22 protein-coding genes, 1 pseudogene and 2 riboswitches are annotated in these 22697 nt (G+C 37.9%); of the genes and pseudogenes, 8 read left to right on the plus strand and 15 right to left on the minus strand.

Annotated features, from left to right (window positions below; genetic code table 11):
- Nucleotides 1-27 precede the first annotated feature (27 nt).
- From IRB79_RS18430 to IRB79_RS18460, 7 genes are all read right to left on the minus strand, one after another.
- A complete protein-coding gene (locus IRB79_RS18430) occupies nucleotides 28-462 on the minus strand; it encodes a MarR family winged helix-turn-helix transcriptional regulator (RefSeq protein ID WP_243503921.1) in 435 nt (144 codons plus the stop codon).
- 73 nt (nucleotides 463-535) lie between these two features.
- The gene (locus tag IRB79_RS18435; protein ID WP_243503923.1) at nucleotides 536-1906 is read right to left on the minus strand and encodes a TrkH family potassium uptake protein; all 1371 of its coding nucleotides are present in this window, start codon (nucleotides 1904-1906) and stop codon (nucleotides 536-538) included.
- A 50-nt stretch (nucleotides 1907-1956) separates the two neighbouring features.
- Nucleotides 1957-2613, minus strand: a complete 657-nt coding sequence (locus IRB79_RS18440; protein ID WP_243503924.1) for a potassium channel family protein — start codon at nucleotides 2611-2613, stop codon at nucleotides 1957-1959.
- Between the two features lie 78 nt (nucleotides 2614-2691).
- Nucleotides 2692-2842: riboswitch (cyclic di-AMP (ydaO/yuaA leader) on the minus strand.
- Nucleotides 2843-2955: 113 nt separating this feature from the next.
- On the minus strand, nucleotides 2956-4119 hold the full coding sequence (locus tag IRB79_RS18445) for an endonuclease (protein ID WP_243503925.1): 1164 nt from the start codon (nucleotides 4117-4119) through the stop codon (nucleotides 2956-2958).
- Between the two features lie 161 nt (nucleotides 4120-4280).
- Nucleotides 4281-4805: a DinB family protein gene (locus tag IRB79_RS18450; RefSeq protein ID WP_243503926.1), complete on the minus strand. Its 525-nt coding sequence runs from the start codon at nucleotides 4803-4805 to the stop codon at nucleotides 4281-4283.
- A 76-nt stretch (nucleotides 4806-4881) separates the two neighbouring features.
- Complete coding sequence (locus IRB79_RS18455) at nucleotides 4882-5901, minus strand: serine hydrolase domain-containing protein (protein WP_243503927.1); 1020 nt, start codon at nucleotides 5899-5901, stop codon at nucleotides 4882-4884.
- 148 nt (nucleotides 5902-6049) lie between these two features.
- Entirely contained in the window at nucleotides 6050-6499 is a 450-nt protein-coding gene (locus tag IRB79_RS18460) for a GNAT family N-acetyltransferase (protein WP_243503928.1), read from the minus strand.
- Between the two features lie 118 nt (nucleotides 6500-6617).
- Between IRB79_RS18460 and IRB79_RS18465 the strand changes: the two genes are divergently transcribed.
- The 6 genes from IRB79_RS18465 to IRB79_RS18490 all read left to right on the plus strand — a co-directional run bounded on the left by IRB79_RS18465 (nucleotide 6618) and on the right by IRB79_RS18490 (nucleotide 12036).
- The gene (locus IRB79_RS18465) at nucleotides 6618-7142 is read left to right on the plus strand and encodes a GNAT family N-acetyltransferase (protein WP_243503929.1); all 525 of its coding nucleotides are present in this window, start codon (nucleotides 6618-6620) and stop codon (nucleotides 7140-7142) included.
- Nucleotides 7143-7390: 248 nt separating this feature from the next.
- Nucleotides 7391-7576 carry a hypothetical protein gene (locus IRB79_RS18470; RefSeq protein ID WP_009333656.1) on the plus strand — a complete coding sequence of 62 codons (186 nt, stop codon included), beginning with the start codon at nucleotides 7391-7393 and terminating at the stop codon, nucleotides 7574-7576.
- Between the two features lie 126 nt (nucleotides 7577-7702).
- A riboswitch (cyclic di-AMP (ydaO/yuaA leader) is annotated at nucleotides 7703-7848 on the plus strand.
- Between the two features lie 149 nt (nucleotides 7849-7997).
- Entirely contained in the window at nucleotides 7998-9221 is a 1224-nt protein-coding gene (locus tag IRB79_RS18475; protein ID WP_019382662.1) for a dicarboxylate/amino acid:cation symporter, read from the plus strand.
- 177 nt (nucleotides 9222-9398) lie between these two features.
- The gene (locus IRB79_RS18480) at nucleotides 9399-9770 is read left to right on the plus strand and encodes a MerR family transcriptional regulator (protein WP_221881732.1); all 372 of its coding nucleotides are present in this window, start codon (nucleotides 9399-9401) and stop codon (nucleotides 9768-9770) included.
- 135 nt (nucleotides 9771-9905) lie between these two features.
- Nucleotides 9906-11216, plus strand: coding sequence for a hemolysin family protein (locus tag IRB79_RS18485; RefSeq protein WP_243503930.1), 1311 nt, complete (start codon nucleotides 9906-9908; stop codon nucleotides 11214-11216).
- Between the two features lie 214 nt (nucleotides 11217-11430).
- Nucleotides 11431-12036, plus strand: a complete 606-nt coding sequence (locus tag IRB79_RS18490) for a DedA family protein (protein WP_243503931.1) — start codon at nucleotides 11431-11433, stop codon at nucleotides 12034-12036.
- Between the two features lie 50 nt (nucleotides 12037-12086).
- Here IRB79_RS18490 and IRB79_RS18495 read toward each other — a convergent pair.
- The 7 genes and pseudogenes from IRB79_RS18495 to IRB79_RS18525 form a co-directional block, all read right to left on the minus strand.
- Nucleotides 12087-12188, minus strand: a pseudogene (locus tag IRB79_RS18495) (lipid II flippase family protein); the annotation flags it as partial.
- A gap of 83 nt (nucleotides 12189-12271) precedes the next feature.
- Entirely contained in the window at nucleotides 12272-13327 is a 1056-nt protein-coding gene (locus tag IRB79_RS18500) for an SIS domain-containing protein (RefSeq protein WP_243503932.1), read from the minus strand.
- Nucleotides 13328-13348: 21 nt separating this feature from the next.
- Entirely contained in the window at nucleotides 13349-14158 is an 810-nt protein-coding gene (locus IRB79_RS18505; protein ID WP_243503933.1) for a PTS system mannose/fructose/sorbose family transporter subunit IID, read from the minus strand.
- Nucleotides 14151-14948: a PTS mannose/fructose/sorbose/N-acetylgalactosamine transporter subunit IIC gene (locus IRB79_RS18510; protein ID WP_243503935.1), complete on the minus strand. Its 798-nt coding sequence runs from the start codon at nucleotides 14946-14948 to the stop codon at nucleotides 14151-14153. The genes IRB79_RS18505 and IRB79_RS18510 overlap by 8 nt, the downstream gene beginning before the upstream one ends.
- A 23-nt stretch (nucleotides 14949-14971) precedes the next feature.
- Nucleotides 14972-15448 (minus strand): PTS sugar transporter subunit IIB, encoded by a 477-nt coding sequence (locus tag IRB79_RS18515; RefSeq protein ID WP_243503937.1) that lies wholly within the window; start codon nucleotides 15446-15448, stop codon nucleotides 14972-14974.
- Complete coding sequence (locus tag IRB79_RS18520) at nucleotides 15426-15866, minus strand: PTS sugar transporter subunit IIA (protein ID WP_243503938.1); 441 nt, start codon at nucleotides 15864-15866, stop codon at nucleotides 15426-15428. Before IRB79_RS18520 ends, IRB79_RS18515 begins: the two co-directional genes overlap by 23 nt.
- A gap of 84 nt (nucleotides 15867-15950) precedes the next feature.
- On the minus strand, nucleotides 15951-18722 hold the full coding sequence (locus tag IRB79_RS18525) for a sigma 54-interacting transcriptional regulator (RefSeq protein ID WP_243503940.1): 2772 nt from the start codon (nucleotides 18720-18722) through the stop codon (nucleotides 15951-15953).
- 963 nt (nucleotides 18723-19685) lie between these two features.
- Here IRB79_RS18525 and IRB79_RS18530 point away from each other — a divergent pair.
- Nucleotides 19686-20201: a cupin domain-containing protein gene (locus IRB79_RS18530; protein ID WP_243503942.1), complete on the plus strand. Its 516-nt coding sequence runs from the start codon at nucleotides 19686-19688 to the stop codon at nucleotides 20199-20201.
- 368 nt (nucleotides 20202-20569) lie between these two features.
- Here the strand turns inward: IRB79_RS18530 and IRB79_RS28185 are convergent, their stop codons facing one another.
- Complete coding sequence (locus IRB79_RS28185; protein WP_347815361.1) at nucleotides 20570-20638, minus strand: hypothetical protein; 69 nt, start codon at nucleotides 20636-20638, stop codon at nucleotides 20570-20572.
- Between the two features lie 260 nt (nucleotides 20639-20898).
- On the opposite strand from IRB79_RS28185, the gene IRB79_RS18535 reads away from it, so the two are divergent.
- Nucleotides 20899-22683 (plus strand): T7SS effector LXG polymorphic toxin, encoded by a 1785-nt coding sequence (locus IRB79_RS18535; protein ID WP_243503943.1) that lies wholly within the window; start codon nucleotides 20899-20901, stop codon nucleotides 22681-22683.
- The last annotated feature ends 14 nt before the right edge of the window (nucleotides 22684-22697 follow it).

The following is a 22697-nucleotide window of genomic DNA, read 5'->3' on the forward strand; positions in this document are numbered from 1 at the left end:
TATCCTGCACCGGCCACAATCTTAATTTTAATTTTTACCCTCCACATTTCTTCTCATTTTCGTTAAAACATCGTCAACAATTCTCAGCTCTTCCTTCGTAATACCCGATGTGACGATCGAGTGAAATTCCTCTGTGATTGGATATACATGCTCACTGAGATTTTTGCCGCTTTCAGTTAGATAGACATTCAGAGATCTGCTGTCTTCCTTATTCATGCTTTTTTTGATAAACCCTTTCTTTTCAAGACTGCTCAGCATTCTGGTAATGTTGGATTTATCTTTATCCAGCCGCCTGGAAATTTCGTTTTGGCTTAATCCGTCTTCTTCCCAGAGAAGCATAAGAATAAGGTTCTGCTCAGGGGCAATATTTAAGTGGGCTAATTTAGTCTTAATATAGCTTGTTAAGTTCAGGTCTGTTTGATGGATCTTAATGCTTATATAGTCATTAAATCTGGTTTTCATTTAAAATCCCCTATCCTCTTTATGGTGGCATTTTATTGAAATCTGTCTAATACACCAGATAACTTTCCTTCACTTATCCAATCATGATTTTTTCTTCAGCATATTTAAAATTAGCTTTCTCTCTTCTTCTGGCAAGTGCGAAAGCAAGAGTTAAAGGACCCACCCTGCCTGCAAACATCATGAAAGAAATTAATGCCTTGCCGAGTGTACTAAGTTCCGTGGTTAATCCAAGAGACATCCCAACAGTGCCGAAAGCAGAAATCACTTCAAATAGAAGCATATTCAGCGGTGCATTTTCTGTTAAAGAAAGAAGAAATAGAACCAATGCTATTAATCCCATAGAGTACACTGTAATCGTAAAGGCCCGAAAAATTAATTCCTTCGGGATTCTTCTGCCCATCAGATTAACTTCTTCATCTTCTTTAATGAGAGCTCTGACAGCAAGCAGGATCAAAGCAAAGGTTGTTACTTTAATGCCTCCTGCCGTTCCGCCTGATCCTCCGCCAATAAACATTAGAAGCATGGTTATAAGCTGAGAGCCCATTGTCAGCTCACCTGTATTAAGCGAATTAAAGCCAGCGGTTCTTGGAACGACTCCATGAAAATAAGATCCTAAAAGTTTTTCCTTCATTCCCAAGTCACCAATTGTCGCGGGATTATTGAATTCTAAAAGAAATATGAAAACTGTGCCTAAAATATTTAGAATCAGTGTCATCAGCAAAACCAGTTTCGTATGGAGAGAAAGTTTCCGTAAGCTTTTATTGATTTTTAAATCAAGCAGCACGATATAGCCAATCCCCCCGATGATAAACAGCGAGCTTAACGTCATAATGACAGTAAAGTCCCCTGCATAACCCGTAACACTGCTAAAGTCGCCCATAATATCAAACCCGGCATTATTAAAAGCTGAGACCGAATGAAAAGCCCCATAATATAAAGATTGCGGAAATCCAAAATCTTCAGCCCAGCGAACAGCCAAAATGATGGCACCAATTGCTTCTACAATCAGAGTAAAAGCCACTACGAATTTTACGAGTCGGACCATCCCTTCAATTGTAAGCTGATTTAATGATTCCTGTATCATCAGCCTTCCTTTTAAGCCAATACTTTTCCCAAGCATAATGGCAATGAGAACTCCAAAGGTCATAAAACCAAGTCCGCCTATTTGTATAAGAGCCATAAGAACTACCTGGCCAAAAACAGTAAAAGTTGTTTGTGTATCCACGACGACTAAACCTGTTACACATACAGCAGAAGTCGCTTCAAATAATGCATCAATAAACGATAAATGATGCCTGTCACTAGTCGAAAAAGGCAGCATAAGCAGCAGGGTGCCAATGGCTATTAGAATTAAAAAGCCAACAGACAAAGCCTGTGCAGGATTCATCCTGATCCATGCGCTGGGGCGCTCAATTCTTCTTGTCCTTCTGGTTTCTTTGTACATGGTCCATAATCTCCTCATTAAAATGGTAATGGTAACATCATTGAAAAAGCTTATACTCCATGCCTCTCAAATCTGCCAATTCCTTTATTGTGTCCCATTACAATCAGGACGTCTCCCTTTAAAATAACCTCTTCAGCTGGCGGAGTAACGATTATTTCCTTCCCGCGCTGAATCCCCACGATATTACAGCCATACTTAGCCCGTATATTCAATTCTGATAGGGATTTATTGGCTATTTTATCTGAAGCCACTATCTCTACCATACTGTAATCTTCAGACAGCTCAATATAATCGATCATTTTTTCCGAAACAATATGGTGGGCAATCCGCTTTGCCATATCCCGCTCCGGATGGATAACACGATCGACGCCAATTTTATCGAGCACCCTGGCATGGTACTCATTATGTGCCTTTGCCCATACCTTCGGAATCCCCATTTCTTTTAATAACAGGGATGTCAATATGCTGGATTCAATGTTTTCACCAAATGAAACAAAAGCGTGATCAATATTTTTTATCCCTGATTGCTTTATCGCAGCTTCATCAATACCATTGATTTGAACCGCATATGTCACAAACTGTGCGTATTGATTCACTTTCTCCTGATCGACATCAATTGCGAGCACTTCCACTCCCAATTCATGAAATTCCTTTACGAGACTTCCGCCAAAGCGGCCTAAACCAAATACAGCATACTGTTTTTTCATTGAAGAAATTCCCTTCTTTTTGAAAATGAACACAAAAAAACCACTCTTAAAAAAAGAATGGCCAATGGTTTCCATCAACCCTTCTCTCGATTCGGCTTACGGAGTTAGCTGTCGGATTAGGGATTGAGAGTATCCCTTCTTAGCTTTAATATGCTAAGATTCACCCCAAGATAAACAAGGTTTATCAAAATTGGTTCCCCCGCTCTTAATGATTCAGCAAAAAGGTTTACTATGAAATTAATAAATATAAATTACTCCCATGGTAATCTCTTGTCAATCTTTTTTTACATAGCAGGTAAAATAAAAAGCACTTCCCTGTAACGGAAAGTGCTTTCCCTATGATTATTCCCAAATCGCTGTTGCCCACTCGGGATGATCTATAAATGGATTGCGGTTATGCTGGTAATCAGAATAGATGATTTCGTTTCTTCTCCGCTCGTTATCGTCTACTGGATCTTCCTTATGCCATTGAAGCAGGACAGACATTTTGCCATGATAAGGAGCAGAGCCATTATTGACCTGATTGTTTAGCTCCAGATCCACTTCTCCGCTGTCTCCTTCATAACGGACAGCCATATAAAAAAGCATCCTCGCAACATCGCCTTTTACTGCATCCCTAGGTTCCCAGGAATCTGAATCATAGTAGTTTCCCAGTGCCTCTGAATGCTGGGTGCCCCCATGGTCAAAGTCAAGATTCCCTCTCGAGCTATTTACAGAAGCATCTGTTGGCCGCAAATGATGCAAGTCTGTTCCCGCACCCATCGCTGTACCAAAATCCCCATGCGATTTTGCCCAAACATGCTCCCTGTTCCAATCATTGACGCCAGAACCATTGGTGAATTTCCCCTGAGAGCGGCCAGTATACAAAAGAATGACGTTATTGGAATTGGCAGGATCTTCATCGGTCTCGCGCAGTGCTTCCCATACATTCGAATAGGAAATTTCCGTGTGGTCATCAATGATCGTATGGAGGGCTGTTTTTAAAGCCTTTCCTGTTTTTCCGTTTGCAGCATCATAATATCCTCCTGGTTCAGGGCCGGGATCGGCTGTTCCATCACCAGCTTGTTCGAAGGCCGTCCCATCTTTTAGCCCCGGATGAGAAAAATAGGCGGTAAGCGTTCCGGTTACCTTGATTTTTTCTCCAATCAAAGATGGATTGGATTTTAAGCCGAAAGCTGAGCGAAACGTGAAAGGAATTTGAACATAAAGCATCCTAGCTGTGCTGGTCTCTGATGGACTATCCGCCAGGGCCAAAGCATAGTCATTTGGAAACCCGCTGGAAATAACTGTATTTGCCGCAGTCGGCTGTCCAACCACATAGCCTTGAACCGTTTTGGAAGAGCTGTTTTGAGTATTGATTCCCTGTGAAACGGAATAAGGTGATGACCAGGAGCCATCCCCGGCAGCTGCCCTGGTTATTGAATTTTGAATGGGCTGCATCACGGTCAGAATGACAGTAACCAGAATAAAAGTTAACAACAGGCCTTTTTTCTTACGATTCAGCATTCAGTCGCCTCCATATTTTTTTGAAAGGACTTATGAATAATCAGAAAAGTCGCAATCATCTCCAAGTATAAATGAACACCTTCGGCCATAGCATGAGGTATTGGTCCCAAAACTTTACAGTTTTACAATACTTAACAATGATGCAATTTATTTTAAAGTGCTTACTTTTTTAAAATGCCCAAATACTCAATCCAAGGACCAACATCTGTCCTGTACCTATTTGCCAATACTCTTGAAATCTGTGAAATATGCGTAAGGTCATGCACAGCCCAAGTGGAAATCAATTCCCTGACTCTTACTGGACCAAATGCCGGATGAAGCCCTTTCTTTTCGAAATGAGTTTCCAGATCAGTTATACCTCTAAGTGTGGCCAAATTCTTCATTCTAAGGGTCTTAAAGACTTCAAGCTTTTCTTCAAGTGATAGATCCTCTGACACATTTAAATGAGCAAAACGGTCAAATGGAGGAAATGGCTTGCTTTCCCCTTCCTGCAGAATAAATTTCAGTCGAGGAATCCAATTTTTCTCCTCCCCATCAATCAAATGATCAACCACTTCGGCTGCATTCCACGTGCCATCCCCTTCATTGCCATTAAGCCATTCCGAAGAAAGACCGCTTAGTATTGCAACTAGCGTATGGGGTGTACGTTCAAGAATCTCAATAGCTTCTCTTAAATTAAAATTCATATAGCACTCCCTTTTAAACAGATTAGATCAGATACAAACACTGCGCGTCTGTATAGGTATATACATCTAACCTTCTCTAAAAGTCTTTTTCGATCTCTTTCATTATAGTAAAGGGGCCATATGATTTATTTGATGGCACCACAAGTGTTATCCCGCTTTTAGGATAATAGGCAGAATGAAAGCTGACTCCCGGGTCATAGCCCATGAGGTGATATTTGAAGATGGCTTCGTTATTCTTGCTGATCCATAATCCGTAGCCGTAATACTCATTCTCATCTGCTTTGGCATGCGGAGTCATTAGCTTTTCTGTATACTCCTCGCTCAGAAGCTTATCATTACACAATGCTTCCCAAAATAAGATCATATCCTGAGCAGTAACATAGGCTCCTCCGTCAGAACCGCCTCTGATGGGCAATGAATAAATATTGGTTCTCCATGTCCCACCTTCTTCATTATCTATATATCCAATTGCTGTATTTTCAGGAAGATTGTCAAATCGGAAAAAGCCTGAATCCTTCATTCCACATGGTTCAAAAATATGGGATTGGATATAATCCTGGAAACTCATTCCTGTCTTCTTCTCTATAATCAAACCCAAAAGTATAAATCCGGCATTATTATAATGAAATTTCTCCCCCGGCTTGAACATCATCTTTTTATTCTGGAACATAGGAAGAAAATCTCTAAGATGATTTAATAGGTACATTGGCCTTTCTTTCCACAGGTCCTCAAAATCCTCCATAACTGACTCATCAAAATAGTCAGGCACTCCAGAAGAATGGGTTAACAGGTGATGAATGGTAATTGTCTCATCAAAGAAGGGAAAAACATCCTCCAATACATCTTTAAGTCTTGTTTCGAATGATATGAATCCATTCTCGACCAATTGACAAATGCCAACCGCCGTAAAAATCTTACATCCGGAGGCGATGCCAAACCTGGTACCTGGATTATTGGGGGTTTCATTTGCTCTATCAGCATCCCCCTCTGCTAATTGAAGGATTATATCCTCCTTTTCTTTAACAAGTATGACACCAGAAAAACCAACATCTTTAATTACAGAACTTAACCTTTTATCATCATTCCTAATTAACATGAGTACTCCCCTTTAAGGTATTATTCCAATGACCTAAAGCAATTGCGGGACAGTAATAGCGGACTTTATAAAAACATATCACAAATTTCCATATTTTTGTTAAAAATAGCGATTCTTCCAAACAGAAGTCGCTTAACCATTTAGTATTTTATAAATATTTCTCAAAAGCAGTAATAGTCAGTGATTCATTTATTTCAATTTTCTCAAGCTCTTTAAAACCATTCTTTATATAAAAAGCGACAGCAGGGGTATTCTTAGAGCCTGTTGTGACAATCATTTTTTCAATCTTCGGCCTCAGTTCAATGAAGTTCAGCAGCTTTTGTGCAATTCCCTTTCTAAAATGTTCAGGATGTACAATCAGTCTATGAATATCTAAAATATTATTATCCTCTTTAAACGATATCGCACCGCATAATTTTTCACCAATAAAATACCCAAAGAAGGTCTCTCCGGTTATTCGCAAGGCATCAGCCGTATCCTTCAAAGGCGGTAAATCAGAACATCCAATGATTTCAGCTTCAATTTTATACGCGGGAAGCTGTACGCCTAGAACCTGCTCAGCAGCTTTTCGATCTTTAATATTTATTTCCTTAATCATTATGGTCCCTCTTTTTATATTAGTTTTATAATTAATTTCTCTATCAAAGATAATTTCCCTTTTTTTTGGACGAATGAAGGCATTCCAATATAAAATCATAACTAAAGGGGTGAATTGGATGAATTTAAAATATGAAGTGATAACAGAAGACAAAATCAGCCTTTGCAGGGATTTATGCAATGAGCTGATGGCTTTCCAGAAATCTAAGGCACATATAACACCTGAGCGCTTTGACAGCATGAATTTTGAAACAAGAATGATTCCATCCGTAAAATCTGCTATACATAATTATATTGTGATTGTTAAGGACGATGAAGAAATCGTGGGCTATGTCTATTCCAATGTTTCTCCTAAAGAAGCCTACTCCAATGATTTCGCCACTTTTTTTGATTTAACTTCAGTCGGAAAAGACAATGTTGGCTGCTTATCACAATTCTATATAAAAGATGGCTATAAACAATATGGAATTGGATCAGTGCTTTTTAACATGTCGATGGAATGGTTAATTCAATTTAAAGATGTTGAAGATTATTTTATTTATGTGTCAAATGGGAATACAGAGGCCCTTCAATTTTATACACGCAAAGGATTTACTGTTAGTCACGATATTCTGGACGGCTTTATTACAGTTTTGCGCAAATAGGAAATACCATTCCCCCAGAAGCTGACAACAGGAAAAGACCTTTCCAATAATTAATAAGCTGCCGAACCAATTGGATAAATGCAGAAGCGAATATAATCCAGCGGAAATCTTAGCTGGATTTTTATTATGCATATTTTCAACAGCAAATTCCCCATAACCCATATACCCATAATCCTTAAAAATAATGGTGGACATTATAATAAATCTTGTTATAATTCAATAAGAAATTACTTTGAAAAGGGTGCTTTATGGGAAATACATGCAGATATGTTGTAAGTGCCACTGGGAAGAACGGCGAGACTTATTATACGCAATGCAAGGATAAAGAAGAGTTAAAAGAGTGGCTGGCCGAACATGAAGACAAGCTGAATAAGAAGGAACTGAAAGTGAAGGACAAAAAAAGACATCCTCTTTTAAGCTGGCTTAACTTCTAACCTTATTGCTCAAAAATCAAATTGACCTTTCCTATTAAATTACTATTTTAATTATAGTAATCATAGATAAGAAAATCGTATGATTTACAACTTTTATGATTATTATTAATATATTAAAAAAACATTTATAATTTTTCGCTTAATCTTAATTGAGCGGGGGAACCAACTGTACTTTTTTAATAAAAGTACCTGGGGTGAATCCTTTTACAGGTAGGGTACTCTCAAGACCCGAACCCGACAGCTAACCTCGTAAGCGTGTTGAGAGGGAAACACTGCAAAAATGCACAGTGGTTATTACCTCTGTGTTTTTTTGTTGCCATTTTTAGTTAGGTTTACGTTTTTTGGGGGTAATATAGGAAAGGCAAAATATTTTTTTGTGCTTAGTTTACATTTTTTTACATCATTCATTGGAGGAACGTGTATGAAATTATCTACTAAAATTATTCTTGCTCTAATCGCCGGAGGAATTACAGGTCTTTTGATTAACTTATTTGCACCTGGCATTTTCCCCGAGCTTGACAAGTTTTTATTTACTCCGCTGGGAAAAATCTTTTTAAATCTCATCAATATGCTGGTTGTTCCGATCGTCTTCTTTTCCATCACTCTTGGGACAGCAGGCCTCGGTGATCCTAAGAAGTTAGGAAGAATCGGGATTAAGACAATCTCCTACTTCCTGGTTACCACCAGCATTGCAATCGTCATCGGTCTTGCTTTGGCAGCAGTTTTCCAGCCAGGGAACGTTGGTGAATTTGACGTTACAAACGTGGAGTACGAATCAAAAGAAGCTCCTCCTGTCTCAGAGACACTATTAAATATTATTCCAACCAATCCGGTAAAAGCCTTTACGGAAGGGAACATGCTTCAGATTATCACTTTTTCCATTTTTGTCGGATTTGCATTAACCATGCTTGGCAATAAAACAAAAGGCATATTAAACCTTATTGAACAAGGCAATGACATGATGATGTACCTTGTTAACCTGGTTATGAGGTTTGCCCCTTATGGAACGTTCGGACTCATCGTTTCTGCTGTAGGCAGTCAGGGTCTAAGTGCCATTAAAGCTATGGGACTTTATATGATCGTAGTTCTTCTTGCATTATTTATACATGCGATCTTAACCTATGGAGGTTCTATTGCTTTACTTGCAAAGAAAAACCCACTATGGTTCTTTAAAGGCTTTGCGCCGGCCATGGGTGTTGCTTTCAGTACATCAAGCAGTAATGCGACACTGCCGATTTCCATGAATACTGCCCAGAAAAATCTGAAAGTTCCTGAATCAATCAGCAGCTTTGTTCAGCCTCTCGGTGCAACCATCAACATGGATGGAACAGCCATCATGCAGGGTGTTGCAACTATTTTCATTGCACAGGTATATAATGTTGATTTAACATTGACACAGCTAATCACGGTTGTCCTTACTGCCGTTCTTGCCAGCGTTGGTACAGCTGGTGTGCCTGGTGTCGGTTTGATTATGCTTGCGATGGTCCTTAACTCTGTCAATCTTCCTGTCGAAGGTATCGCATTAATCATTGGTATTGACCGTCTGCTTGATATGACCCGAACAGCAGTCAATATTACAGGTGATGCTGCATGTGCGGTGATTGTAGCGGAAACAGAAGCAAAGAAAGAGGCTGTTAAAGCCTAAATGCAAAATAGCACCGGTTATCCGGTGTTATTTTTTTGTGGAAATCTCTTCCTCCCTGCTTGCTTCTTTATTCAAATTCATTGATTTTCTATTATTTTTTAGTATAATTAGTTTCATAACCATCACGTAACAGTTTGGAGGAATCCTCATGGGGCTGAGAAGTTAAGAATAGGAGAGTTGGCTGAAAAAGCAAAGGTTACTAAGAGAACGATTGATTACTATACTTCACTTGGCCTGCTAAAAGCAGAACGTTCCCCTTCAAATTATCGCTATTATGATTATTCCGCCATCGAACGTATTGCTTTTATCGAAAAATGTAAAGCGGATGGTTTGTCGCTGGAGGAAATAAAGAAAAAAGTTATCAGCCGATTTTCTGAAGAGGTAGATGTTCTTGAACTAAGGCTCAAAATTCAGGATCTGGAGGAAGATGTGACAAAAGCACTTTCTCAGCTTAAAAAATCTGATCCCGAAAAATACGAATATGTCAAAAAGAATATTTCACATGAAAGCTTATCATTAATTCAGACATTGCTTTTACTGCTCAACTGATATCCTGTGCCAAAACTGTTTTTTTGGTTTTTTGGAGCATTATGGATATCTATTTGGGCACAATTTAAGTAGTGAACTTTATAAGGGTTATTACCATTTTAGGAGGTGTATGTCTTACTTTAGTAAGACTGCTCGTTGACAACCATAAATTTATTACTGATTGCACTATTAATAGCATTAACCGCATTCTTCGTAGCAACTGAGTTTGCGATTGTAAAAGTACGTGTTTCCCGAATTGATCAGCTGATTGCTGAGGGCAATAAAAGGGCTATTGCAGCTAAGAGAGTCGTCACTCACCTTGATGAGTATTTATCTGCCTGTCAGTTAGGTATTACCATTACCGCATTAGGTTTGGGCTGGCTTGGTGAGCCGACAGTTGAAAAATTATTGCACCCGGTATTTGAAAGATTTGAAATCGCCGAATCGCTTACCCATATTTTATCCTTTGGCATTGCCTTTGCTTTAGTCACCTTCCTGCATGTGGTTGTAGGGGAGCTTGCACCAAAAACCGTTGCCATTCAAAAAGCTGAGGCAGTTACAATGGCGTTCGCAACACCGATTATTTGGTTCTATCGTTTGATGTTCCCTTTCATTTGGTTCTTAAATGGATCTGCTCGGGTACTGGTTGGCATATTTGGTTTAAAACCGGCTTCTGAGCATGAAATCGCCCATTCTGAAGAAGAACTGCGAATCCTTTTATCCGAGAGTTATAAAAGCGGTGAGATCAACAAAAATGAGTTAAAGTACGTGAACAATATCTTTGAATTTGATGAAAGAATTGCGAAAGAAATAATGGTTCCGCGTACTGAGATGATTACGATTTCCTCGGATGATACACTGGCAGATATTATGCAAACCATCCAAACAGAGAATTACACGCGATATCCAGTTGAAGATGGGGATAAAGACAATATTCGAGGGTTTATTAATGTAAAAGAATTTCTGACGGCCAGTCTTACAAACAAGATCACCCCGGAGAATCTTGAGCTTGACTCGTTTATTAACCCGGTTATCCATGTAATTGAAAGCATTCCGATTCATGACCTGCTTGTAAAAATGCAAAAAGAACGCATCCATATTGCCATTTTAATGGATGAATATGGCGGAACTTCCGGATTAGTTACTGTTGAAGACATTCTCGAAGAAATTGTCGGAGAAATTCGTGATGAATTTGATGAAGACGAAGTTCCTGAAATTAGAAAGCTAAACGATAACCATTATATTCTGGATTCTAAGCTTCTTATAGACGATGTCAATAATCTGCTTGGCACAGATTTTGAGCATGAAGATGTTGATACAATCGGTGGCTGGTTCCTGACACAGCATATGGAAGCAGAGATAGGAACAGAGATTGAAGCTGATGGATTCACATTCAAGGTCCACGAAAAAGATGGGCACCAGCTTCATTATCTGGAGGTTTTTAAAAGCAAGCCCCTATTAGCCTAGGAAAAACGGCGGCTCCGATTTCGGCAGCTGCCGTTTCTTTTTTGCATGTCTATATAAATACTTGATTGTTTTCCTATTACCCGTTAGACTGACTTATGTACGTTTTATATCTTTGAATTTCGTGAACTGTCTAGCGCAAGCACCTACCCCCTCGAGGTGTCGGGGGTGAGCAAGGCGCTTGCGCTTTTCTTATTAATCAACAGGATGTGTGGCTATGTCAGAAATTATCATCAGCTTTATTGATTTCTTAAAACAGTTTTCTTACTTTGGAATTTTGCTTTCATTATGCTTTGAATTTATCCCGGCAGAAGTGGTTCTTCCTTTGGCAGGCTTTTGGGTCTTCCAGGGAGACTTTAATTATTATTTAGTCGTATTAGCAGGTACAGTGGGAGGAACGATTGGACCGCTGACATTATATGCATTGGGCCGATATGGCGGCCGCCCAATGGTTTTAAAATACGGAAAATATTTCTTAGTTTCGCAAAAACAGATTGATGCTTCGGACAAGTTTTTTGAAAAATATGGCGCAGGGGTAGCTTTCTTCGCCCGTTTTATGCCAGTTGTCCGTACAGCGATATCCATTCCATGCGGGATGGCCAAAATGAATGTGTGGAAGTTCTCTACCTATACATTCCTGGCAATGCTGCCGATTACCGCATTCTATGTTTATTTGGGATACAAACTGGGCCCTCATTATAAAGAAGCAGAGGAAATCTTTAATAGCTATGCCTTGCCGCTAGCCCTGATCATTATTGCCGGAATCATTATTGTGTTCACTTACAAATATGTAAGCAAGCGCAAGAAGAGCCAAAGCATATAAATATAAAAACCAACGGCACTGAATCGACAGTGCCGTTTTCTATTTATGTTTTATACAAAAAACTTTGAAGCCCAGGCAATGTAATACGCACCAGGTATAAACATGATTTGTGCAAGGACTGTTCCAATCAATCTGGAGGTAACCATCAAAATACCTAAAAGGTCATATATTTTTCAGAAAATAACCATAGTCTCAAATATTCTTTCTTTTAAGACTATGGTACCTTATGTGAAGATTACTTGTTTAGTTTTTTACTTCCTAATTTCTGATGAAACTTTGGATCTTTTGGAATACTGGGATCCACGCCTCTTAGTGGTGGAATTATTGCACACATTAACTGAATCGGGATAATATATTCATAGGTTTTATAATAAAGGTGGTTAATAAACTCAGCATTCATATTTCGAGAGTTTTCATCAGACTCGCATCCAATTACATAGATATTTTCAGTCCAGTCAGATAGAACCTCTATCATTTTCTTTACTCGTTTTTCTACACCAGTATCTAAAATAATAATAGTAGAATCTTCATTGACCGCATTATAAATACCATGAATAAATTCTTCGAACTCGTACCCAGATACCGGAATTCTTAGTGTTTCTAACAACTTCAGGGCACTTTCTAATGTATCGCCATAGATTTCACTTGTCCCAATAACTCGAATTTCTTTAGCATTAAATAATTTTTCTTTATTCGCTTCAATCCATTTATAAGACTTATCGTATGTCTTCAAAAACTGATTTGCGCTCTTCTCTATTTCAATGATTTCTGCATTATATTCTGCGGATGTAATTTTATTTGTTTCTCTTGCAAGTTGCAGTGCAAATAGAGTCAGGTTTAACTTAGTTGTGTAAAATCCTTTTGTTTTTGCTCCTGCTGTTTCCTCACCACATTTAACTGTCAGGATAAAATCCGCTACCTCATCAATTAATGCATTTTCTTGCCCAGCCATAGAAGCTATAATACATCCTGATTCTTTTGCTAGTTTCATAGCATTGTAAGTTGAGTAACTGCTTCCACCTTGTGATATACCAATTAATATTGTTTTTGAAGAATCCCCTATGAAGGTTTCTCTGCTAATAGCAAATGGATAATAGACATCTACACGAACACCCATTAAGGACTGCATTAACTTTTGTACTTGGAGGCCAGAATGATAACTTGTACCCGAGCCGGTAACTACAACACGGTCAATTTCTTTATTTTTTACTTCAGCAAATAATTGATCTGCACCTTGAATAATCTCTCTCATTTTTTCCGGGGTTTCTTGCATGTAATCTTCAATTTTCATTTTTCACTCTTCCTCTCTCTATTAAAGTAATCCAATCCAATGCAGAAGTATTCCGACAACGATAATGCCCAAGGTTAGTTTGGTAATACTAACTTTTCTTTTCATTAAGCCATATATGACAAAAGTAGCTATTAAAGGTAGCATATTTGGTAATATTTGATCCAATATATCTTGAAGAACTACCTTTGCCCCGTTAATGTCAAATTCGAGTGGGGTTGTCAGCTTTAACATGGTTGCGACCATTCCTCCAACTACCATTAACCCAACAGTAGTGGTCATCGCCATAATCTTTTCCATTAAACCTTCTTTTTGTATTCTTTCAAGGGAATTTACCCCAACACGGTATCCCAGTTTTAACCCAGCAATTCTTAAAAAGAGGTGGGGAATGTTAAATAATATCAAAAACAAAATAGGTCCAAAAATGTTCCCCTGTGTTGCAAGAGAAACACCAATCCCTGCTGCAATAATTCGGAAGGTCCCCCAAAAAAGCGAGTCACCAATCCCAGCCAGTGGACCCATAAGCGATGCTTTAACCGCATTTATTGAATTCGAATCAAAATTGGAATCGTTAGCATTTTGCTCTTCCATGGCTGCGGATATCCCCATAATGGTTGTTGATACAGCTGGGGTTGTATTAAATATCTCTAAATGTCTATTTAGGGCTTTTACCTGGTCATCGTGCTTGTCATATAATTTCTTGATGACAGGAATCATAGCATAGGCATATCCTAAGTTTTGCATCCGTTCATAGTTAAAGGCTCCTTGAAGGGCAAAGGATCTCCAAAACACTTGACGTAGTTCTTTTTTAGTTATTTTTTTGGGACTACTCAAAGTCGATCTCCCCTTCCGTTAAGTTATTGTTGTTACCCTTTTGGTCATTAGCTTGATTATTACTGTTATTATTAATAACAAGATTAACGATAATAGCTATACATGCCCCAAATAACGCAATGGCTGTGATATTTAAGTCTAAGAAAGAGGCTGCTAAGAACCCGAGGAAAAAGTAAACGCCCATCTTTTTAGAAAACAGCATATCGAGTAGTAAAGCAAAACCAACTGCAGGTAATAATTTTCCAGCAACCTCTAACCCGCCAAGAATCGTTTCAGGAACTGATTCAATCATATTTTTTACTTGCTCGGCCCCTAGGATAATGGCTAAGACGGTTGGAATAAAAACACTTAAGAAAAACAAAATTGGAGGAATCCACATCATTATTGTTACTCCCCGGAAGTTTGCTTTTGCAGCATAGTTGTCAGCCCTATGCATAAAATAAGTATTAATAATCCTTACCAATACACCAAGCGATTGAGCCAAAACGGCAATCGGAACAGCTAGGACCAGTGCAACTTCAACACCTTGACCGGATATAATCGCAAATGCAGTTCCAAGTACCCCGCCTGTTACAATGTCAGGAGGAGTTGCTGCACCAATTCCGGCAATACCCATCCAGATTAATTCAAGCTGTGCTCCAATGATGACACCTTGCTGAACATCTCCTAAAACCAAGCCTACTAACAGACCCAGAACTAAAGGACGTTCTAGCATTAGTACTCCAAAAATCCGGCTATCCAATATTCCAATTCCAGCAATAATTCCCAACATAATTGCTTGAGCTGCCATCAAAAACCCCTCCTTTTATCCTTTTAAATCATATCCTTTAGCCCCTTCTTCTTATCACGAGGCAGCATTCTAAATTCGAGTTCTATTCCCATCTCTTCCATTTCCTTTAAATTTGCAAGATCTTGGTCATCTACTGCTACTAAGTCTGTTAACTTTCTTTTACCTTCTGAATAACGCAATCCGCCAACATTTACCTCATTGATAACCCCTTCTGAAAGCCTTGCAAGTTCAACGGCATCACTAGTATTCTTCACAAGAACTAGAACCTTACTTTTTTGTGATTGTGAAAATTTTTGTGCAATCTCTCCGGATTCTTGAACCCCTCGAATATACAGTTTTACGTTGGAAGGCTTGGCTAGATTAAGTGCCATCGCTTTCATTTGGTCATTTTTAGCTTCATCATTAACGACGAGTATTACATTAACCCCGAGAGCTGAGGTCCAGCCATATGCTACTTGACCGTGAATTAGGCGATCGTCAATCCTTAATAGTGAAATCATCACTCATACTTCCTTTCTGGGATTTTAGTAAGTTATTAATATGGATAATTCCATTCTGTGCCGCGCTTATACCTTCTGCAATTGTATCTGCAACGCTTTTTTCCTCGCCTGCCAAGATCATAGTGAGTATCATTGGCAAGTTTAAGCCAGTGATTATGTCAAAATCATCCATTTCAAGAAGCAGTTCGGTACAAAGATTTGTAACACTACCGCCAAACACATCTGTCAATACAATAAAATGCTCGCCCTCTTTTTTGGTGCTTAATATGTCTTTCAATTCCTCTTTCGCCATATCTCCGGACTTAAGTTTTGTCATCCCAAAATATGAAACGTTCGTCTGCTTGCCAGCAATCAGCTCTACAGTTTCGATAAATGCTTGAGATAACTCTCCATGAGTGGCGATTAAAAAATGTTTCATATACTATCCCCCTTAATTTATTTATCTTTTAATAATGCAAAAAGCATGCCAACTAGTGACATGCTTGAAAAATATTTTTATATTTTATACTAATTCTTTGTTGCGCGGCACATTAGGCTTGATAATATTGTAGATATAACCTATCTCTGCCATCGTCATTTGCACACTATAATTATCTTCCAGCACACTAAATGCACTTTTGATCCACTTAATTTCCTTAGTGTGATTATTTAGAAATTCATCTAAATTTGGATATTCAGATATCGGTGCTTTTCTTATTAATCGCTCAATCATACAGCTTACATGAACAAATAATGCTATTTTTTTGTCATTTGGTAGATTCTTCCCTATCTGTTTTTCAAGTTGATTTATTCCGTATTCTACTTTACGAATAATTTTTTCAGTATCAAGGATAGTCAAGGAATCAATAACTCTGCCAAGAGAAAAGTTCATGATAATTCTATCGTTTACTTTACGTATTGTGTCGGCATCGGCTATTTTATCGAATATTCGAAACACATCACCTTCTCCCTTACCAGAAATAATATCTTCTAATGAAATAAAATTAACTTCCTCTATTTCTGGATTTTCTGTTCCGACTATAGCTAATACTTCATAAATTCTTAAGGGCGCCTCATTCATTCCGTTTTGTTTCAGCCGGTCAAAATCATGTGCTATCACTTTAATATCTAATAAATCTCCAATGCTTTCAGAAAGAAGTTGTTGAATTTGTGTTGCCGTCCCAATTCCAGTAAAGCAAGAAGTTACAATAGCATATTCTTTCCCATTTGTAGGGTAATACAGATTAATACTTGGTTTTGCAGACTTTTTAAGAGGTTCTACCATTTCCTCTATGGTTCTTCCCTGTATTACATAATTTCCAATTTCCAAAGCAGCTGGTGTCGAAACTTGGTCAACAAAAAGAAGTGGACCATCAATCTTATCTTTTATATGGTCATGGATTAAACTCAATGAGCCCATATCGACTAAAACAACTAAACCCGTCGAAGTATCCTGTTCCTCCATATATTGAAGCATCTTTTCTGTAATATCTCTCACGGTTGCATCAACAGGCATATCAATAGAATCAAAGACATTTACCCCTAATAAACGATTGCATACATTTGCTATGCTGCTCGCAGTTGCATAGCCATGGGCAATAATCATAGCTTTTATCCGGTTATGGAAATGGTTTATTTTCGCCTTACATAAAAATAATGTCATCATTATAATATCTTCAAAATATAAATGAACGTCCATGCGTTTTTCAATAAATAACATCACTTTAGAAACAATTGAGTATTCCATTTTATAATGATCTTTAATGAATTGAAGTATGCGTTGAGATAGAAGCTGTTCCTCTTTCGATAACTGAAAAGGATTAGATTTAAAGAATAAATAGGATGACAATGTATAGACACTGTTACCATCATATTTTACATAATAATTCAATTCCAAATATCTAAAGATATCCTGCATCGTTGAAAGAATAATTTCCATCATTAAATTATTTGATTCGTTAGGTCGCTCAAATATTAACCTATCCATCATTGCCGTTATCTCATCAGTACATTTTTCGATAAATACCGATTCTTCGAATTGATTATTTTCAAATTTCAAAAAATACTTTAAACAATTCTGGTAGGTTTGTTCAATAAGAGTAATTTTCATTTCATTTACATGGCTGAAAAACTGCTTACTACTTGGTGAAAAAAGCACACTTCCTTCCCTCGTAGAGTAGTTATTAAAGAGAGAAGATGAGTTCTTGAAAATATGCTTAGGTAAATCCTGCAGGGTTACAAAAATCTTATCCATTGTTTTCGACTTCTTAGAGAAAGCAAATCCGCAAGCATATTTTACCGTATTCTTACATTCACCGATATTGCCGCTATAATGATATTTACTTAATAAATCAAGAGTCTTATTGGTCACCTCAATCGGTATACCAAGTAATTTACTCTCTTCCATAAAGAAATGGTGAATAAACTGTTTTTTCTCATCCGGACCACGATCTTCAAGACTAGGTATATTTACTTTAATTGGGATTCTCCTTAAGAAAGTCTCTAAAAAAACGGACAAACTTTCGGTAGTTGCGAACACCAATCGTACCTTGGACTTTCTAACTATATTCGTTTCACCTAATCGAGTAAATGTCCCCTGGTCCATAAAAGTAAACAGCTTCTCTTGACCTTCTTTATTCAAACGATGGACTTCATCCAAAAACAAGATACCATTATTCGCTTGTTCAATAAGACCCACCTGGTCCTTCAAGGCGCCTGTAAAAGCCCCTTTAGAATGTCCAAATAAATAGCTTGATAATAGTTCTGGATTATTTGCATACTGAGCACAATTAAATACAAAAAAAGGAGCCTGATCTTCAATGATATTTTGCGTTCGTGAATAATCATATATAAGCTTTGCGAAAAATGTTTTCCCTACTCCAGTTGGTCCTAAGAGTAATAAGGGCAAACCCATACTTGGATAGTGAATGGCCGTTTTGACTTGCTCAATAGACTCTTTCAAACTCTTCTCATATCCAATTAGCTTTTTAAAAATCTCCTCTGGTTTGGGAATAAGCTCTTTTTCTATCGATTGCAAACTATCATAAACAGTATGTTTCAAACTCCCGTATTGTTTTTCTAACGTTTCTCTATGTATAAAACAAACGGGGCGAGTATTTATTTTTAATAAGATACCATCTTTAGAAAGCTCATTTAATAACCTGCTTGCTCTTGTACGATCTATCTCAAAATGAACCGCTACTGCCTCTGTTTGATATGGTTCAAGGCAGCTGTCCTTTTTAAATGAAAACCTGCGAGTGACCTCTTTCATATAGATTACAACCTCATTTCTCATTGCTTTTCCCCCTTCCGTACTTTCGATGAATTGTTAATGCTTGCAAAATTTCAAATAAAACTTTTTTAATTATAACTTAATTTAATCTATTTTTTGCAGCTGGTTTTTGTATGTAATACTAATTAATTTATTTCTACAGTTCTACAGTAGGATGTTAACATTTTGCTCACATAGAGGATTTTAACGGAGGCTTCTCATAAGTTGAGCAAACTTGTGTGATGCTTCTATTTTTACTTTTTGTGTTAAAATGAAGATAAAAATTTTTTTCTGAACAAAGCAAAGAATTTGTCTCTAAGCGTCTTAATCCAATGATATCGGTCATTAATTGTTAATTGATGTTACCGTAAAAAACGGATAGATGACCCCGTTTTAAATAACATTCAAAGGTTAACGACAGAAAATATTATTGATGATGCTTTTTCTTCTAGTGTATTGAAGGGAGCGTGAGCGGAAAAAATGTACACTGTTCTTACATATTTTGTTTCCCTTTTTGTCATTGTGATATCAGTATTTATTACACTTTTTATCAAGAATGAACTAGAGCGAATGTTTCGAGAAAAAATAATATGGTCCCTTTTCATATATGTAATGTGCTTATTACCTTAATGGTTTCTTTTGCAAGACATGCTGTAATAACTATTTATATCATTGGGAATGAACTCAATTGGATACTACAACTTGTAATCCTCATGTTCATTATCTTACCAATTTATATTTTAGGGCACTTTGCATTTGAAAAATATAAATTAGTGTATCAAAAATACATAACCGCTGAGAGCGGGAAAGTTATTGTACTTAACGAAAAGTACTTAAAAAAGAAAAAGTGGCCTTCAAAATTCAAAAATTATAATGACTTTTCTAGGGAAAAGTAAATCAAGGGAATATAAAAAAAGAGTTTTTTCTTGGGTTAAGTAAACCCAGGGAACCTTTTAGGTATTTTATCGAAGGATTGGAGCAATAAAGATGAAAAATGAGCAATATTGGGTTTCAAAACTTGGATTAACTCCCCATCCAGAAGGCGGATATTATAAAAGAACGTTTGAATCAGAGGAATGTACTTCTGATCAAGAATTGTCTGTGAATTTTGTGGGAACACGTAAGCTCTATACAAGCATTTATTTTTTATTAACGTCTAATGATGTGTCCCACTTTCATCGATTGAAATCGGATGAATTATGGTATTTTCACGCTGGAAGTCCATTAACCATTCATGTCATCCATGAAAATAGTGAATATGAAGAAATTAAATTAGGAATAAACCTTGATAATGGAGAAGTACCTCAAGCTTTAGTTCCGAAAAATTCAATCTTTGGTTCGTCTGTTATGGAGGAGGATACATTCTCACTAGTAGGTTGTATGGTTTCTCCAGGCTTTGAATTTCAGGATTTTGAAATGTTCACACAAGCCGACCTTTTATCAAAATATCCTCAATATAAGGAAATTATTTTAAAGTTAGCATATGAAAAGATTCCTGAATAGAGGTTAAATGTATCCCGTATTAACTGGCAGTAAGACGCCTACTCTCAAGGATTAGAGAGCAAGGCGAAACAGCTCTGTATATCCAATAAACGTTGGTGTTTATAGGAAAGAATAGACCAAATTAGTAGGTTTCTTTTTCTTAGCCTCTATGGGTTGGATAATGTGGAAAAACAAACCCGAAAGCAATAACAATAAAAAAAGTGCCCAACCCAGATGTTATAAAGGAAAAAGGCACTTTTTCTATTTTTTATTCTCTATCTAATAATCCTCCAAGGTCCTCAGCCACTCTTAATACTCTTCCAGACGAAACATTATTATAAGTTCTTGTTCGCTGCAATCGCCATTTAAAGTAAGCATTCAACTAAGGGTCAGTACAAAATACAAAACATCCTTTTTTGTCCTCTGGTCATAAGAGTCCGGTAAGTATTGCGTATAATTTGGTCAGCTGCTGCTTGTGCTTTCTTAGAGTCTTTTTTGCTATAGTTTTAATGCCACTTAAAGATTGACCTGTCTTGGCACGTGGATTACCTTGCCACTCTCATTAGTTAAGTCGGAATTAATGATGACACAGCATACTTAAACAATTCTCAAGGAACCTTTTACACTATTTCATGCCAAAATTCCTATTCAACTAATTGCCCGAGTCCTTTAAGATGAAATAGAAGAAAATGGAATTTACAATGTGGAGCTGATTCTATTGAAGGTATTAGAAGCAGATTCCTTGCTTGCAGGAATCAACGAGACGAGCAATCAATTATCTATCCTTAAAAATCATGTAAATCAAGTTCAGATATCCATCCAGGAGCTGGTGTCTCTGGAAGATGCTTTTAAAGGGCAGGGCGGCCAGGCTATACGTGCGTTTTACCAGGAATGCCACCAGCCTTTTCTGCAATTCCTTGAATCCTGGATTGACGAGTATCAATCCTATTTAAAAAGTTTCATAGGTTCATTGCGGGATCTTGAACCCTCCCCATCAGGCTTTATCCGCCAGGAATTCCTGGAGCATGAGCTCAAACAGGGGCTGAGGAACACTCTTCAGATCACTGTTGAACTGACACAAGAAGCGAATGATATCATGAAGTCCGTAAGCGATATTGTAGCGCTTCCGCTGCTGGAGGATGGCCGCTTTATTCATGCATCAAAGAGAGCTGAGGATTCAAGCCAAGAAACCCTTGAAAAACTGGAGGAATTTGACCATCGGGAAACGGCTGCACTGGACCCTCTCCTGCATGATCTAACTCTTATGAACCAGTACATTCAAAAAATGGCGGGCATGTTCCAAAGCAGTAGCCTATCTATATCTCATTACCATCCAAAGGCTCTCACTTGGAAGGATTTCCATGAGGAAGTATCGAATCCTAACCCAGAAAGCGAGGAAAGTATCCTTCAAGATATGGCTAAAGGAGTCATCGAGGGTGCATCCAAAGCTGTAGAGGATACATGGGAAGGACTGAAGTCAACTTATGAGCTGGGACGGACCATCATGGGTCCGTTCAGTCCGCTGTTTTTGGGCAATGAATTGCTGTTTAACCGTGACCAGCTACTCGAAAACCAAAGGAAGCACCAGGAATTTTATTTGGGCATTTTAAATGACCCCATTGGAAAAGTACGCCAGGCTCTTGATATGCCGAAATACATATGGTCCGCTGTCACCAGCGCCTGGGAGCGGGATGTCATAAATGGGGATGCCAAAAGCCGGACAGCCTTCTTTACCTATGGCCTAACTTCCCTTGGAATTGGTATTCTTGGGGATAAAGGGATAGGGAAAGCAGGAACCATTGCTAAGACGGTTGGCCAGGCAGGTAAAGGAGAGAAGGCACTTTCTATTTACACGCCGGTTCAGACACCGGCATTGGCAGGAGGAGGACTGGCTCAGGGGCCAGTGCCGTATAATGTTCTTTATGATCCGTTGACTAAGATTAAGACGGTGACTGATGATGTGTTTGGTGCTAAGGGTACGGGTAATTCTGTAAGTGATTATATTGATGATATGATCGTGAATGGAAATGTAGATTCCATTAAAATGAATAAGCTTAAAAATGCAATTCAAAATAATACATTTAGTGTAGATGAACTGTCTGAGATTAGAAAAAAGATGTCTGAATTAGGCATTACTAAAGAATATGATGAAGCATTAATTAAAATGGATTTTGGTAAGTATCTCAGAGGATTAATAGGTGATCCACCTACTGCTATGATCGATCCACATGCACATCATATTTTATTTAAAAAGGGTTTAGGTGAGGCTCAACAAAAACTCGTTCAAGAAGGTCAAGAAATATTAAGAAAATATGGTATTGACCCTGTAATTGGTAAAGAAAATCTAGTTTGGGCACCAAATAGAGTTGCCGGACAACATAGTATTGCAGCTCTGGAGAATGTTGTAGATCAGTTGAAAGCAGTTGATGCGGCAGGTGCAGATTTAGATGATATCATTGAAATACTAGAAGACCTTGGAAAACAAGCTGCTTCTAGGAGATAGAGGTTAAAGGAGAA

Origin of the sequence: Cytobacillus oceanisediminis (genome assembly GCF_022811925.1) — a bacterium.
Classification (GTDB): Bacteria; Bacillota; Bacilli; order Bacillales; family Cytobacillaceae; genus Cytobacillus; species Cytobacillus oceanisediminis_D.

Bases quoted from the DNA above. Each gene is read 5' to 3' on its own strand.
- IRB79_RS18430 (WP_243503921.1), bottom strand. From the start codon at position 462: ATGAAAACCAGATTTAATGACTATATAAGCATTAAGATCCATCAAACA.
- IRB79_RS18435 (WP_243503923.1), bottom strand. From the start codon at position 1,906: ATGTACAAAGAAACCAGAAGGACAAGAAGAATTGAGCGCCCCAGCGCA.
- IRB79_RS18440 (WP_243503924.1), bottom strand. From the start codon at position 2,613: ATGAAAAAACAGTATGCTGTATTTGGTTTAGGCCGCTTTGGCGGAAGT.
- IRB79_RS18445 (WP_243503925.1), bottom strand. From the start codon at position 4,119: ATGCTGAATCGTAAGAAAAAAGGCCTGTTGTTAACTTTTATTCTGGTT.
- IRB79_RS18450 (WP_243503926.1), bottom strand. From the start codon at position 4,805: ATGAATTTTAATTTAAGAGAAGCTATTGAGATTCTTGAACGTACACCC.
- IRB79_RS18455 (WP_243503927.1), bottom strand. From the start codon at position 5,901: ATGTTAATTAGGAATGATGATAAAAGGTTAAGTTCTGTAATTAAAGAT.
- IRB79_RS18460 (WP_243503928.1), bottom strand. From the start codon at position 6,499: ATGATTAAGGAAATAAATATTAAAGATCGAAAAGCTGCTGAGCAGGTT.
- IRB79_RS18465 (WP_243503929.1), top strand. From the start codon at position 6,618: ATGAATTTAAAATATGAAGTGATAACAGAAGACAAAATCAGCCTTTGC.
- IRB79_RS18470 (WP_009333656.1), top strand. From the start codon at position 7,391: ATGGGAAATACATGCAGATATGTTGTAAGTGCCACTGGGAAGAACGGC.
- IRB79_RS18475 (WP_019382662.1), top strand. From the start codon at position 7,998: ATGAAATTATCTACTAAAATTATTCTTGCTCTAATCGCCGGAGGAATT.
- IRB79_RS18490 (WP_243503931.1), top strand. From the start codon at position 11,431: ATGTCAGAAATTATCATCAGCTTTATTGATTTCTTAAAACAGTTTTCT.
- IRB79_RS18500 (WP_243503932.1), bottom strand. From the start codon at position 13,327: ATGAAAATTGAAGATTACATGCAAGAAACCCCGGAAAAAATGAGAGAG.
- IRB79_RS18510 (WP_243503935.1), bottom strand. From the start codon at position 14,948: ATGGCAGCTCAAGCAATTATGTTGGGAATTATTGCTGGAATTGGAATA.
- IRB79_RS18515 (WP_243503937.1), bottom strand. From the start codon at position 15,448: ATGATTTCACTATTAAGGATTGACGATCGCCTAATTCACGGTCAAGTA.
- IRB79_RS18520 (WP_243503938.1), bottom strand. From the start codon at position 15,866: ATGAAACATTTTTTAATCGCCACTCATGGAGAGTTATCTCAAGCATTT.
- IRB79_RS18525 (WP_243503940.1), bottom strand. From the start codon at position 18,722: ATGAGAAATGAGGTTGTAATCTATATGAAAGAGGTCACTCGCAGGTTT.
- IRB79_RS18530 (WP_243503942.1), top strand. From the start codon at position 19,686: ATGAAAAATGAGCAATATTGGGTTTCAAAACTTGGATTAACTCCCCAT.